Below are 12880 nucleotides of genomic sequence, written 5' to 3' on the forward strand. Positions count from 1 at the left end.
GTCTCACTTGTGATTGACTGATGTTGAAGCGGCTGCCGGGGTTTCTCCCGGCTGTATATAAAGGCGTCGATAGCGGCGTCCGAGGCCGGTCAGGATTTCATAGGCGATCGTGCCCGCATCCTCGGCGATGTCTTCCAGCGTCTGGTCCGGACCGATCATCTGCACAAGACTGCCCTGGGTCAATGTTCCCTCGGGCAGGGCGGATATGTCGAGAATGATGCTGTCCATGGAAACGCGGCCCGCAATCGGCAGGCGCACGCCGTTATACCACGCCGCGCCACGATTGCTGAGCGAACGTGGCAGGCCGTCAGCGTAACCGGCGGCGATGGTTGCCAGACGCGTCGGCCCGGCCGCTTCGAAGGAGCCGCCGTAACCGACCAGCGAACCGGCGGGAACGGTGCGGGTCTGGATGACGGCCAGATCGAGGCGAACGACCGGCTTCATCGGGTTGGGGCGTGCAACGGAGGGCGCGCCGCCATAAAGCGCGATGCCGGGGCGCAGCAGGTGGTTGTGGTAATCATTGCCCAGAAAGATGCCGCCGGAATTCGAAAAGCAGACGGGCGCTGCGGGAAAGGCAATGGCGGCTTTGCGCATCACCGCAAGCTGCGCGGCATTGGAGGCATGGTCCGGTTCGTCGGCGCAGGCGAGGTGGCTCATGACGAAGGTGATGTCGATACCATTCAGCAATTGCGGCCGGGAGGCTAGGATTTCAAGTTCTTCGGGAGAGAGGCCGAGACGGCACATGCCGGTATCGATCTGCACCGCGGCGGTGAGCTTCTTGCCAAGCTTTTTGGCGTGGGCCGACCATTGGGCGATCTGCTCCAGCGAATTCAGAACCGGGGTGATGGCCATGGCGGCGCAGGAAGTCTCGTTGCCGGGCTGAAGACCGTTGAGAACAAAAATCCGCGCTTCTGCCGAAAGCCGCAGCCGCAACGCCAGCGCTTCATCGACATGGGCAACGAAGAAGTTGCGGCAACCCGCCTCGAACAGGACCTGCGAGACGACATCCGCGCCGAGACCATATGCATCCGCCTTGACCACCGCTGCCGTCTGAGATGCGGGCGCCATGGCCGCAAGGGTCAGATAATTGTCGCGCAATGCGCCGAGATCGATGGTCAGATGACCGCTTGCACCACCGGCGGCCTGCTGGCGGCTGATCTGCATGTCCATGGTCGTTCACCCTCATTTTTATCCCATGAGGGTATTGCAACGATTATCGAATTTCTTGGCGATTGTTCGAAGAAAATGCGATAGAGCTAGTAATCACGCAATTTTCTTTTGCTGATTGGAATCTTCTATGTCGTCACTCGATGCGACCGACCGCCACATTATCCGCCTGCTTCGGCTCAATGCCCGCATCAGCAATGCGAAACTGGCAGCAGAAGTCGGGCTTTCCGCATCCGCCTGCCTTCGCCGCGTCGATATTCTCGAGCGGGAAGGGATTATCCGGGGATATACGGCGCTGACCAGCGGCCTTGCCGGTGGCGAGGTGATTTCGGTTATCGTCCAGATCACGCTCGACCGCCAGACGGAGGATTTTCTCAACCGTTTCGAAAATGCGGTGCGGCGCTATCCGGAAATCCGCGAATGTTATCTGATGACGGGCGGTTCGGATTATTTCCTGCGCTGCGAGGCGGAAAGTGCTGGGGATTTCGAGCGGATTCACAAGGAAATTCTGTCGAAGTTGCCTGGGGTTTCGCGCATTCATTCGAGTTTTGCGATCCGGAATGTGTTGGCGACGCCGAAGGCGCGGTAGCGTCGGAGCTCGCGGCCACCCCCCTCTGTCCTGCCGGACATCTCCCCCTCAAGGGGGGAGATCGGATGGAGCGCCCGCTCGTTCCCTCGCAACTGCCTTGCTATCGATACAGTGGCTTACTCAATGCGGTGGGCAAGCCACTTGTCGATCTCCCCCCTTGAGGGGGAGATGTCCGGCAGGACAGAGGGGGGTAAGCCCACACTCCGCCCTCTCATCGCTAACCCCACCACCGATAAAAATGATGCACCGGCCCCCGCCCATGCCCGACAGCAAGACCCCGCCCGGCATCGAGCGCCCCATTCAGATAATCCTTCGCAAGCCCCACCGCCTCCCGCAACTCACGACCCTGTGCAAGATGAGCCGTAATCGCCGCCGCCAGCGTGCAGCCGGTGCCGTGGTCGTTCTTCGTCTCCACCCGTGCCGCGGAAAGCGCCTGCATGGCGCCATCCGCAAACAGATAATCCGTGCTCTCCGGCCCATCACCATGGCCGCCCTTGATGAGCACGGCTTTTGCGCCCGCCTTCAGGATCGCCTCGGCCTGGCGGGCGATCTCCGTCTCCGTTTTCGCCATCGAAGACCCGGTCAGCAGCGCCGCTTCCGGCAGGTTCGGCGTAACGATGGTCGCGAGCGGCAGCAAGTCGCGCCGCAATGTCTCGATGGCGTCTTCATGCAGCAGCCTGTCACCGGAGGTCGCTACCATGACCGGGTCCAGCACCACCGGCTGCGATTGCCGCCGAAGCCGTTCCGCGATGGCGGCGATGGTTTCGATCCGCGAGACCATGCCGATTTTCACCGCATTGACGGCGAGATCGGAGAATACCGCATCCATCTGCGCGATAATGCTGGCGACCGAAATATCCTCAACCGCCGTTACGCCTTTGGTGTTCTGGGCGGTGATGGCGGTGATGACGCTGGCGGCATAGGCGCCGAGCGCGGAGAAGGTCTTGATATCCGCCTGAATACCCGCGCCGCCGCCGCTGTCGGAGCCGGCAATGGTCAATGCAATGGCTGTCATGGCTGTCTCGCTTTCAGCGCCGCGTCAATCTTGGAGCGGAAGTCCTTGGTCGCGCTGGCAATATCGCCCGCGCGGAAAATGGCGGAAATGACCGCGACACCGTCCGCGCCGGCGGCAATGACGGGTGGCACACGGGCAAGATCAATGCCGGCGATAGCGCCGACCGGCATATCCGGTTTCCATTCCTTCAGCAGGGTGCGCAGCGTGGTAAAACCGTCGATACCGACCGGCTTGTCCGGATTGATCTTGGAAACGGTCTCAAAGACGCCGCCAATACAGGCATAGTCGGCGGGCATGGAGGCTGCCCGTTCGGCATCGGGGCGGTTCTTGACGGTGAGGCCGATGATCGCCTTTTCGCCGAGAATGCGCCTTGCGGTTTTGGCGTCCATATCGTCGGCGCCGAGATGCACTCCGTCCGCGCCCGAGGCGAGGGCTACATCCACCCGGTCGTTGATGACAAGCGGCACGCCTGTGCCGGCGACAGCCTCGTGAATGGCGCGGGCGTTTTCGATCATCTCGCGCGTCGAGCCGTGCTTGTCGCGATATTGCAGAATGGTCGCGCCGTTCAGCGCAGCGGCGAGAGCAAGCTCCGGCAGCGGCGCGACATCGCCAAGGCTCGCATCGACCAGCGCGTTGAGGCGGTAATCAACCTTGTTCATGCTCTATCCTTGCGTGATTTGTGATGTCTTCACCGGAAATTTCGGAAAGCGCATCCAAAAATGCCGGTTCGAAGCTGCCGGGGCCTCTGGCGTGCTTGGCCGCAAGTTCGGCGGAAACGCCGGTGACGGCAAGGGCGGAGGCCGCCGCCGTCAGCGCGTCTTTTTCGACAGCCATGAAGGCGGCGATGACGCCGCCCGAAAGGCACCCCGTTCCCGTCACCTTCGCCATCCACGGATGACCGTTGACGATCCTGACGCTGCGGGCGGCATCGCGCAGATGATCTACCGGCCCCGTCTCAATCCTCACCACGCCAGGCACATCGCCGATCAGGTTCATTTCGGCGCGATTGCCGCGTACGATGGTGGGGGAAAGTGCAATCAGTTCGCGCGCGAATTCCAGACGCGACGGCGAATAGTCGCAATGTACGGGGTCGACGATCCACGGCTTGCCGGATGCATTGGCTATTTCGATCGCCAGCCGGATAACCTTGCGCCGCTCGGCATCCAGTGTGCCGAGATTGACGGTCAGCGCATCCGCCTTGGTGACGAAGCTCTCGATTTCCTCGAGCGAGGTGGTCATGGAGGGGATGCCGCCGACGACGGTGATGCCGTCCGCGGTGAATTTCTGCACCACGGTGTTCATCAGGCAATGCACGCGCGGGCGCCTCTGCCGCACGCGCTCCAGAATCTCGGCGGCCTTTGCCGCTGTCGGAAAAGTCGTCGTCATGGCTGCTGCAGCTCCACGGCGATGTCGTCCGCCGCCGGCGCCTGCTTGATCAGCTGCATTTCCTGCATGAAAGCGCCGAAACGGGCGTAGCGCGCGCGGTCGAGCGCGGCCGGGCGTTTGGCGAAACGCGGCAGCGTGTCGAAGAAGGCCTGCTTGTTCAGCGCATCGTCAAGGTTCGGATAGGCTTTGATGAAAAGCTGCCAGGATTCCTGCGGATGATTGGTCATGAAGATCGCGGCCTGTTCCACGGCGGAGAGGAAACGCGGCAGGCGGTTGTCTTTTGCGAGATCGCGGTGGGTGACGAAGATCAGCTCGTCATAGGCCGGCACGCCGTGTTCCTCCGGGAAGAAGGAGCGGCCTTCGTGTCCCTCGAGCTTCATCTGCGTCAGCTCGAAATTGCGGAAGCCGCCAAGCGTGGCATCCACCTTGCCGGCGATCAGCGACGGCGAGAGCGAGAAGTTGACGTTGATGAGTTCGACATCGTCCTTCGTCAGGCCGTCCTTTTCCAGCATGCGCTTCAGCATGGCATCCTCGAAGCCGGAAACGGAAAAGCCGACCTTCTTGCCCTTCAGGTCTTTCAAGCTCTTGATCGGCCCATCGGCCAGAACGGTGACGGTGTTGAGCGGGGTTTCGACCAGCGTGCCGAAACGCACGAGCGGCAGGCCGGCATCGTGATCGAGATAGAGGTTCGGCTGGTAGTGCACGCCTATATCGGCCTGTTTGGCCGAGACAAGACGCGGCACGGCGGAGGGGTCTGCGGGTGGAACCAGTTCCACCTCTAGCCCCGCATCGGCAAACAGGCCGCGTTCCCTGGCGATCACCATCGGCGCATGATCGGGGTTCACGAACCATTCGAGCAACACGGTCAGCTTATCTGCTGCATGCGATTGCATGGGTGAAAGCACGCTTGTCGCCGCGACGACAAGGGAAAGAAGAGTTCGTTTCATGGTGCCAAAAGTCTCCGTAAAGATCTGAAAGGAATGGTGTGTTCTGTTTCGTTGGCCCAGGGGGCAAGATTGGCGGTCGAGAAGTCCACGATGAGCCGCAGCAGCACCGCCATGATGGCGAGAATGGCCATGGCGGCGAACATGGTGTCGGTCTGCATGCGGGCATTGGACTGGATCATCACGAACCCAAGCCCCGCCGAAGCGCCCACCCATTCGCCGATGACGGCGCCGAGCGGGGCAAGCGGCGCGGCCACCCTCAAGCCCGAAATCAACGATGGCAATGCCAGCGGCACGCGCAACCGGGTGAGGATCTGCCAGTGGCTCGCCTCAGTCAGCGAGGCGGCGTCGAGGATGGCGCGATCGGTGCGGTTGAGCCCGTCAGTGAAAGCGGAGGCAACGGGGAAGAAGATGATGATCGCCGTCATGACCACTTTCGAAGCCATGCCGAAACCGAACCAGAGGACGAGGATGGGGGCGAGCACGAAGACCGGAAAGGCCTGCAACACCAGAACCATGGGCCAGACGAGGCGGCCGAGGCGCGGGATGGCGGCAATGGTGAAAGCGACGAGAATGCCGGCGGTGATGCCCGCCGCAAGCCCGAGCGCCATTTCACCGAGCGTTATCAGCGCCTGCCCGAACAGGAAGCCCGGCTGACGCCAGAAAGCGCCGGCAACATCGGCTGGCGATGGCAGGATGTAGCGGGGCGGTGAAAACAGCCACGTTCCCGCCTGCCAGAAAACCAGCAGAAGACCGACACCGTTCAGCGCATGGGTGGCACGCATGAGCCGGACCTCAGACGCAGACGCACCGTGTGCGAAGGACGGAAGGTTTCAGCATCATCATTCGTCTCCAGATATGACAATCTCGGAGATCAGGCAAAGCGGAGAAGAGAAAGGGCAGCGCCTGTTGGCGCGGCAGTTCCGTTCCTACGCCGGCATGACCCGGATCAGGTTCAAGGGTCCGGCTCAACGCCATCTCAGCACCGCTCGGTGCTCCCCTCGGAAGATTTTGTTTTGTAGGTCAAGTTTCATAAATGTCAACGTCCCGCCGCCGATCCGTCGTCAGGCGTGATCGTGAATGCCTGAACGGGCCTGCGCTGGTGCGCATCTCCCATTGGCGTATTAGTTATTAAGGAAATTAGATTTATCGAAAATTAGTTATCTCTAGAAACTGCCTTTCAATATTGTTCGGCTAATTTTCGCTCCGGGAAAAGTTCCGGGGGCGAATTTGAAGAACATCTGGCAGGATAAATCGGGAAATTTCGGCATTCTCAGCGCCCTGTTGATGGTGCCGCTGATTGGGGCGGCCGGCGTGGCACTCGATGTGACGCATGGCATGGCCGTCAAATCGGACCTGCAGATGGCGGCGGATGCCGCGGCGCTTGCTGTGGTTGCCGATACGTCGGCGAGCGTTCAGAAGGCAAAGGAAATGTCGGGCGACGGTGTCATTTCGCTTGGCAGCAGCGAAGCCTCCGCATTCTTTGAAAGCAATGAGCGGGCCAATCCCGATTATAAGCTCCTGTCTCTTGATGTGTCGGTGATCAAACACGGTAACGCCATCGAATCCTCGGTCAGCTTCAAGGCATCCGTCGGCACCACGCTTTCACGGATACTCGGAGAGGATCTCATCACCATTTCGGGCAAGGCGACGGCCAAATACGAGACGGAAACATTCAGCGACTTCTATGTCCTTCTGGATAACACCCCCTCGATGGGGGTTGGCGCGACGCCAACCGACGTTGCTAAGATGGTTGCGAATACGAGCGACAAATGTGCTTTCGCCTGTCACATCGTGAAAGACGGGGTGGTGGATAAGAACAGCTATTACTACAAAGCCAAAAGCCTCGGGGTCACAACGCGCATCAATGTGGTGGCGCAGGCCACGGCAAGCCTGATGGATACGGCGAAGTCCATGCGCAAAAGCAGCAATCAATATCGTATGGCGGTTTACTCCTTCGGAGAGAAAGCGGAAGATACGAAGCTGCTCGAAGTCGTGTCGTTGACATCTGATCTGGCGACCGCGAAGAAGAAAGCCGCTGAAGTCGACCTGATGTCGATCCCCAAGCAGGGTTTCAACAACGACCAGCAGACCGATTTTGACCGGGCACTGACCCAGATTGGCGACAGGATCGGCTCTTCGGGCACCGGTGCGAGTTCGGCGAGCCCAGAGAAGATCGTCTTCTTCGTGTCAGACGGCGTCGGCGACAGCTACAAGCCATCCTCCTGTACCAAAAAAACCACCAGCGGCCGCTGTCAGGAGCCGGTCGATATCAAATATTGCACGAAGCTGAAGGAAAAAGGCTTCCGCATAGCCGTGCTTTATACCACCTATCTGCCGCTGCCGACCAATGGCTGGTACAATAGCTGGATCGCGCCATTTCAGCCGGAAATCGGTGCACGCATGCAGCAATGCGCTTCGCCGGGCCTGTTCTTCGAAGTCAGCCCGTCGCAGGGCATCAGCGAGGCGATGACCGCCCTTTTCAAAAAGGCCATCACATCACCCCGCCTGACGGGGTGATGGCAGGGACGATCTCGGCTATCTTTCAGCCGATGGTGCGGAGTTGTTCAAACAGCGGCCGATGGCTGCTATCTGCACGATAAAACACCGCAGGCTCGCCGAGCGGCGCTTCGACGGTGACGTCCTGTCCGCCGGGATAATGCGCGCCGCTCCACAGGTGCACCCATTCACCGTCGCCCGGAAGATAGAGCGAGCGTTGCGTTTCGCCCGCTTTCCAGACGGGTGCGACAAGCATGTCCTCCCCGTAGAGATAGCATTCCTGAATGGTATAGGTCCGCCGGTCATTCTCGTAGTGAAGAAAGAGCGGACGCTGCACCGGCAGTCCCGTCCTGGCCGCTTCCGCCGAGAGCGATTTCAGATAGGGGGCCAGCGCGACATAGATGGACGTCATGCGGGCGAAATGGGCAAGAACCGCCTCATCCTGATCGATCTGGAGATTGTCGCGCGGCCGGTTGCCCTCATGGGTACGCATGACAGGCGTGAAGGCGGCCATCTCCGTCCAGCGCATGATGAGTTCTGCGGTTCTGACATTGCCGAACAGGCTGGTGTAACCGCCAATATCGGAATGGTGATAGGCATTGCCCATGAGGCCGGAGGAGAGCGCCCCGCAGATGACGGTGACCAGACCGTCGTGACGGGAGAAGTCGACAGACTGGTCGCCGCCCCAGATGAGCGGGCAATGGGCCTGTACACCGGTGAAGCCGGCGCGCATGAAGAACAGCGCTTCGCCGGTCTTGCCGCGACTTTCGACGGCCTTGGCGTTGACCTCGGCCCAGAGCGTTGGCCAGGCATTGTGCATCAGCTTGGCGTCGACGCCGTTGGAAAGGGTAATGTCGATCGGCAGATATTCGCCGAAATCGGCCATCCAGCCGGAGAGGCCGAAATCGAGCATGTTCTTGCCGATGATTTCCTCGGCGAACCAGTCGGCGGCGGCCGGATTGGTGAAATCGACCACGCCGCAATCGAACTCGCCGAAATCCACCAGCGCCGTCTTGCCCTCGGCGTCGGTGGCGAAATAGCCGGCTTTTTCAGCCACCGGGAACAGCGGGCCGTCGACGCAGAGATAGGGGTTCACATAACCCAGAAAGCGGATGCCCTGATCGGCAAGCTCGGCGATATTCTGGCGCAGATGCGGATAACGCGTGTCATTCGCCTGCCAGTCCCAGAAGAGGCGCGCGCCGAAGGATGTCTGGCGAAGACCCACCCAGTCTTCGCACCAGAGGCCGGACACCTTCGTTCCGGCAGCGCGGATTTTCTCCAGTCGCGCAAAGGAGTTGACGCCATCCTTTAACCCGATGATCGCACCGTTATAGACCCACTCCGGCAGTTCCGGCTGGCGTCCGAACCGCAGCGACAGGGCGGAAACGATATCGGTGAAATGATCGCCGGCGACGAATTCGATCTTTTCGGGGATGGCCCAGATTTCGATCTCGTGGAAATCGCCGTTGCGGAAATCGAACACCGAATAGGCGCTTGTTTCCACATGGAGGGCGTATCTGCGCGACGACAGGTAAGTCGGCTGCGGGTAGTTGGTATTGTAATAATCACCGCCCGCCTTGCCGCTGACATCGGACTTGAAGGTGATCTCGGTGGTCTTGTCGCGGCCGACCCCCGGCTCGGAGGTCCACAGCGGAAAGCGGCGACCGCGCATGTCGAAATAGGACATCTGCTCGCCGCCGCCCCAGACGTGCTCATCCGTTTCCGCAACGACGCGCAGCCATAGGCGGTTGACGGTGTCATCCAGCGCCGTTAGCCGCATCGCGCTGCCATCGAGCGTCAGGCGAAGGCGCGGTGTCTGTCCCGGCGCGGATGAGAGCGTGATGCTCTCGCCGCTGACCTCGGCATGGCGCAGTGCGGTTCGTTCGATCAGGTAGTCCTCGATATCGAAGTTGCCGCGATACATATCCATCCTCTCCTTGCCGAAACCGGCGAAGAAGGCCGGGTTTTCGGATGAATGGGAAAGTACGGTGCGGTTGCCGATGGTGAGCGCAAAGCCGTCTTTGGTCTTTTCGAAATGCATGACTGTACCTGTTTAGCCCTTGAGACCGCCGGCGGTGAGGCCGGAGACAACCCGTTCCTGAAAGATGACGATCAGGATGGCGACCGGCACGATACCGACCACCAGCGCCGCCGAAATGACCGGCCAGGGGAAGGCGAATTCACCCTGATAAAGCTGGATGCCGACAGGAAGCGTGCGGAGCGCCGGATTGGAATTGAAGGAAAGCGCCAGCAGGAACTCATCCCAGGCATTCACGAAGGCAAGGATGCCGGCGGTGAAAACGCCCGGCGCGCAGAGCGGCACGACGACCTTGAACAGCGCGCCGATGCGGGTGCAGCCATCGATCATGGCGGCGTTTTCGAGATCGCGCGGGATGCTTTCGAAGAAGGAGACCAGCATCAGCGTGCAGACCGGCAGCGAAAGCACCGTGTAGGGCAGGATCAGCGCCGTCCAGCTGTTGAGCAGGTTCAAGGCGCGCATGATTTCGAACAGCGGCACCAGAAGCGTGACGAGGGGAAACGTGGAAACGGCGATGATGAGCGAAAGGATCAGCGCACGATATTTGAGGTTCAGCCGCGCCAGCGCGTAAGCCGCCAGCACCGAAATCAGGATGGTGAGGGCGGTGGAAAGCAGCGCTACCATGAAGCTGTTGAACAGGAAGAGATGCAGCGGCTGGTCGGAAAAGGCCTGCATGTAATTGGCCAACGTCGGCGCGTGCGGAAACCAGGTGATTGGCTTGACCGTCAGTTCTGCTTCGGTCTTCAGCGAGGTGAAAAGGATCCAGATCGCCGGAAACAGGCCGTTGACCAGAAGAATGGAGGCCGCGATGAAGCGCAGCGGCTTGCCGGAAAAGAAGGAGGACAGACCGGAATTCGCAACGGTGCTCATGGGATCAGTCCTTCGTCCTGATAATGCGGAGATAAACGGCGGTGACGCACATGGAAAGCGCAAACATCATGACCGCCAGCGCCGAACCGTAACCCAGATCGAGGAAGGAGACGGTGTTCTGGTGGATATACATGGCAAGCGTCGTGGTGGATGTGCCGGGGCCGCCGCCGGTCATCATGTAAGGAATATCAAAGGTCTGCAGCGCTGTGATGGTGCGGAAGATGAGCGCGACGACAATCGAGGGCTTTAGAAGCGGCAGGGTGATTTCGAAGAATTGCCGGATTTTGCCGGCGCCATCCACATCAGCCGCCTCGTAGAGCGAACGCGGAATGGTCTGCAGGCCGGCAAGGATCATCAGCGCCATGAAGGAGGATGTCTTCCAGATGATGGTCAGGCAGATCGCCGCAAAGGCCCAGTTCGGCGAATTGAACCAGATGATCCCTTCGAAGCCGAAACGGTTGAGCACATCATTGACCACGCCATATTCGTAATGGAAAAACCATGCGAAGATGAGGCCGGCAAAGGACAGCGGCAGCGCCCAGGGGATCAGCAGCGAAAGCCGCATCGGCCACTGCATGGAAAAAGGCAGGTTGGCGAGCAGTGCGAGGCCAAGGCCCATGATGAGCGCGCCGGGCACGGTGATCAGCGTGATCAGCACCGTGTTCCAGGTCGTTTCCCAGAAGATCGGGTCGTCGAACATCGCCGTGTAGTTTTCAAAGCCGATGAATTCCGCCGGCAGGCCCGACGTCAGCGAAAGGCTGAAAAACGATGTGTAGACGAGCCGCGCCACCGGATAGACGATGATGAGCGACAGCAGGATCGCCGCCGGCGCCAAGAGAAGTACGGCCAGCGGCCGGTCGCCGAGATCGAGCCACCGCGTCCAGCGCGGCTGCGGTTTCTCGTCCACCCGAACCATGGTTCTTTCCGGCATTGTCACGTCTGCCACTCCCGCAACTGGATTCACGTCGTCGTCTCCCGAGCGGACCGGTTCTATCCGGCCCGTTTATCGCGCCCTTCAGGCGGCCTTATTCCTGTCAGTCGAAGCGGCCGGAAAGGGCATGGCAGGCATGCCGCTTTCCGGCGCAAAGCTTAGCGCAGAACGCGCCGCAGACGGCTTTCCATCTGCTTTGCGCCATCCTCCGGCGTCATAACGCCGGCAAGCACGCCGTTGACGGTGGTGCGGATGGTTTCGCTGACCTCGTTGTAACGCGGCGTCACGGGGCGGGCCTTGGCAGTCTCGACGACGGGCAGGGCATCCGCGAACCACGGGATCGTCTTGGTTACCTCAGCATCCTTGTATAGTGCGGCATAGGTCGGCAGAAGCGCGGCGTTGATGGCCATGAACTTCGAAACATCCTGACCGGAGAGATATTCCACCAGCTTCTTGGCTTCCTCCTGCTGCTTGGAATAGGCGGAAACGCCGAATTCCCAGCCGCCGAGGCAGGTCGTCTGCTCGCCGCCCTTGACGGCCGGCAGGCGGGCGACGCCAACCTTGTCGTTCACCTGCGATTCCTTGCCCTGGAAATGGGTCCAGGCATAGGACCAGTTGACCGCGAAGAGCACTTTACCTGCCTGGAATTCCTTGCGGGTGTCGTCGGTCGCCACTTCCGAAATGTTCTTTTTGGAAATGCCTTCGTCCACGAAGCTCTTCCAGAGCTTCAGCGAATCCACCGCCGCCTTGTTGTCGAAATTCAGTTTGCCGTTTTCAACCAGCGACTTGCCTTCGCTCCAATAGGGCAGGAGGAAGGTGCAGACAGCGCCTTCGATCGCCTTGCCCTGGAAGGACAGGCCCTGAAGCTCGGGGTTCTTTTCACCCTCCATCACCTTCTTGGAGGCTTCCTTCAGCTCGTCCCAGGTGGTTGGCGGCTTGATGCCGTATTTTTCGAGCAGGTCCTTGCGGTAATAAAGGAACATGGAATCGGCAAAGGCGGGCAGCGCCACGATCTTGCCGTCCACCGTGTTGGCTTCGGCATAGGTCGGCAGATAGGCCGACATGTCCTTGCCGGAGAAATCGCTTGTCCAGCCAGCCGTGGCGAATTGTGCGGGGCGGATGACGTCGAGCATCAGCACGTCAAGGCTCGAATCCTTGGCCGACATCACGGTGTTGAGATATTGCGCCTGCATTTCCGAGGTGTTGCCGCCGGTCTCGATGACCACCTTCACGCCGGGCGTCTTGGCCTCATATTGATCGAGCGCCTTCCGCCACACATCGGGCTGATGCTGGCTGGAAACGAAGATCTTCAGTTCGGCATCGGCAAAGGCCTGTCCCGAAAAGGCGAGCATGGTTGCGCAGAGCGCGGCACCCATGAGGGCTTTGCCCTTGATGGTTTTAAATGTCATGTGTTCCTCCCGTTATTAAACCTGTTGGCCGC

The 12880-nt window shown here is 60.2% G+C and carries 12 protein-coding genes and 1 riboswitch; of the genes, 2 read left to right on the forward strand and 10 right to left on the reverse strand.

Annotated features, from left to right (window positions below; genetic code table 11):
- Positions 1–3: 3 nt before the first annotated feature.
- Positions 4–1170: an alanine racemase gene (alr, locus tag ACQZ40_RS19475; protein WP_448748503.1), complete on the reverse strand. Its 1167-nt coding sequence runs from the start codon at positions 1168–1170 to the stop codon at positions 4–6.
- A 127-nt stretch (positions 1171–1297) separates the two neighbouring features.
- Between alr and ACQZ40_RS19480 the strand changes: the two genes are divergently transcribed.
- Entirely contained in the window at positions 1298–1756 is a 459-nt protein-coding gene (locus tag ACQZ40_RS19480) for an Lrp/AsnC family transcriptional regulator (protein WP_003500727.1), read from the forward strand.
- 217 nt (positions 1757–1973) lie between these two features.
- Here the strand turns inward: ACQZ40_RS19480 and thiD are convergent, their stop codons facing one another.
- The 5 genes from thiD to ACQZ40_RS19505 are packed head-to-tail and all read right to left on the reverse strand — an operon-like array spanning position 1974 to position 5886.
- Complete coding sequence (gene thiD / locus ACQZ40_RS19485; RefSeq protein WP_448748504.1) at positions 1974–2771, reverse strand: bifunctional hydroxymethylpyrimidine kinase/phosphomethylpyrimidine kinase; 798 nt, start codon at positions 2769–2771, stop codon at positions 1974–1976.
- The gene (thiE, locus tag ACQZ40_RS19490) at positions 2768–3430 is read right to left on the reverse strand and encodes a thiamine phosphate synthase (protein ID WP_448748505.1); all 663 of its coding nucleotides are present in this window, start codon (positions 3428–3430) and stop codon (positions 2768–2770) included. Before thiE ends, thiD begins: the two co-directional genes overlap by 4 nt.
- Positions 3417–4157, reverse strand: coding sequence for a hydroxyethylthiazole kinase (locus tag ACQZ40_RS19495; protein WP_174000140.1), 741 nt, complete (start codon positions 4155–4157; stop codon positions 3417–3419). Before ACQZ40_RS19495 ends, thiE begins: the two co-directional genes overlap by 14 nt.
- Positions 4154–5104: an ABC transporter substrate-binding protein gene (locus ACQZ40_RS19500; RefSeq protein ID WP_448748506.1), complete on the reverse strand. Its 951-nt coding sequence runs from the start codon at positions 5102–5104 to the stop codon at positions 4154–4156. Before ACQZ40_RS19500 ends, ACQZ40_RS19495 begins: the two co-directional genes overlap by 4 nt.
- Positions 5101–5886, reverse strand: a complete 786-nt coding sequence (locus ACQZ40_RS19505; protein WP_448748507.1) for an ABC transporter permease — start codon at positions 5884–5886, stop codon at positions 5101–5103. The genes ACQZ40_RS19500 and ACQZ40_RS19505 overlap by 4 nt, the downstream gene beginning before the upstream one ends.
- Before the next feature lie 124 nt (positions 5887–6010).
- Positions 6011–6113: riboswitch (TPP riboswitch) on the reverse strand.
- A 218-nt stretch (positions 6114–6331) separates the two neighbouring features.
- Between ACQZ40_RS19505 and ACQZ40_RS19510 the strand changes: the two genes are divergently transcribed.
- Positions 6332–7621, forward strand: a complete 1290-nt coding sequence (locus ACQZ40_RS19510) for a pilus assembly protein TadG-related protein (protein ID WP_065655615.1) — start codon at positions 6332–6334, stop codon at positions 7619–7621.
- A gap of 25 nt (positions 7622–7646) precedes the next feature.
- Here ACQZ40_RS19510 and ACQZ40_RS19515 read toward each other — a convergent pair whose 3' ends face one another.
- From ACQZ40_RS19515 to ACQZ40_RS19530, 4 genes are all read right to left on the reverse strand, one after another.
- Complete coding sequence (locus tag ACQZ40_RS19515) at positions 7647–9641, reverse strand: alpha-glucosidase (protein WP_448748508.1); 1995 nt, start codon at positions 9639–9641, stop codon at positions 7647–7649.
- A 12-nt stretch (positions 9642–9653) separates the two neighbouring features.
- Positions 9654–10508 (reverse strand): carbohydrate ABC transporter permease, encoded by an 855-nt coding sequence (locus tag ACQZ40_RS19520; protein WP_003519886.1) that lies wholly within the window; start codon positions 10506–10508, stop codon positions 9654–9656.
- Between the two features lie 4 nt (positions 10509–10512).
- Positions 10513–11424 (reverse strand): carbohydrate ABC transporter permease, encoded by a 912-nt coding sequence (locus ACQZ40_RS19525; RefSeq protein WP_020810525.1) that lies wholly within the window; start codon positions 11422–11424, stop codon positions 10513–10515.
- Between the two features lie 173 nt (positions 11425–11597).
- Entirely contained in the window at positions 11598–12848 is a 1251-nt protein-coding gene (locus ACQZ40_RS19530; protein ID WP_142844610.1) for an ABC transporter substrate-binding protein, read from the reverse strand.
- Positions 12849–12880 lie beyond the last annotated feature (32 nt).

This window comes from Agrobacterium sp. 16-172Ci, assembly GCF_053522725.1.

Excerpts from the sequence above, each read along its gene's own strand:
- ACQZ40_RS19505 (WP_448748507.1), bottom strand. The coding sequence starts at position 5,886 with ATGCGTGCCACCCATGCGCTGAACGGTGTCGGTCTTCTGCTGGTTTTC.
- ACQZ40_RS19530 (WP_142844610.1), bottom strand. The coding sequence starts at position 12,848 with ATGACATTTAAAACCATCAAGGGCAAAGCCCTCATGGGTGCCGCGCTC.
- ACQZ40_RS19495 (WP_174000140.1), bottom strand. The coding sequence starts at position 4,157 with ATGACGACGACTTTTCCGACAGCGGCAAAGGCCGCCGAGATTCTGGAG.
- ACQZ40_RS19480 (WP_003500727.1), top strand. The coding sequence starts at position 1,298 with ATGTCGTCACTCGATGCGACCGACCGCCACATTATCCGCCTGCTTCGG.
- ACQZ40_RS19525 (WP_020810525.1), bottom strand. The coding sequence starts at position 11,424 with ATGGTTCGGGTGGACGAGAAACCGCAGCCGCGCTGGACGCGGTGGCTC.
- thiD (WP_448748504.1), bottom strand. The coding sequence starts at position 2,771 with ATGACAGCCATTGCATTGACCATTGCCGGCTCCGACAGCGGCGGCGGC.
- thiE (WP_448748505.1), bottom strand. The coding sequence starts at position 3,430 with ATGAACAAGGTTGATTACCGCCTCAACGCGCTGGTCGATGCGAGCCTT.
- ACQZ40_RS19500 (WP_448748506.1), bottom strand. The coding sequence starts at position 5,104 with ATGAAACGAACTCTTCTTTCCCTTGTCGTCGCGGCGACAAGCGTGCTT.
- alr (WP_448748503.1), bottom strand. The coding sequence starts at position 1,170 with ATGGACATGCAGATCAGCCGCCAGCAGGCCGCCGGTGGTGCAAGCGGT.
- ACQZ40_RS19520 (WP_003519886.1), bottom strand. The coding sequence starts at position 10,508 with ATGAGCACCGTTGCGAATTCCGGTCTGTCCTCCTTCTTTTCCGGCAAG.
- ACQZ40_RS19515 (WP_448748508.1), bottom strand. The coding sequence starts at position 9,641 with ATGCATTTCGAAAAGACCAAAGACGGCTTTGCGCTCACCATCGGCAAC.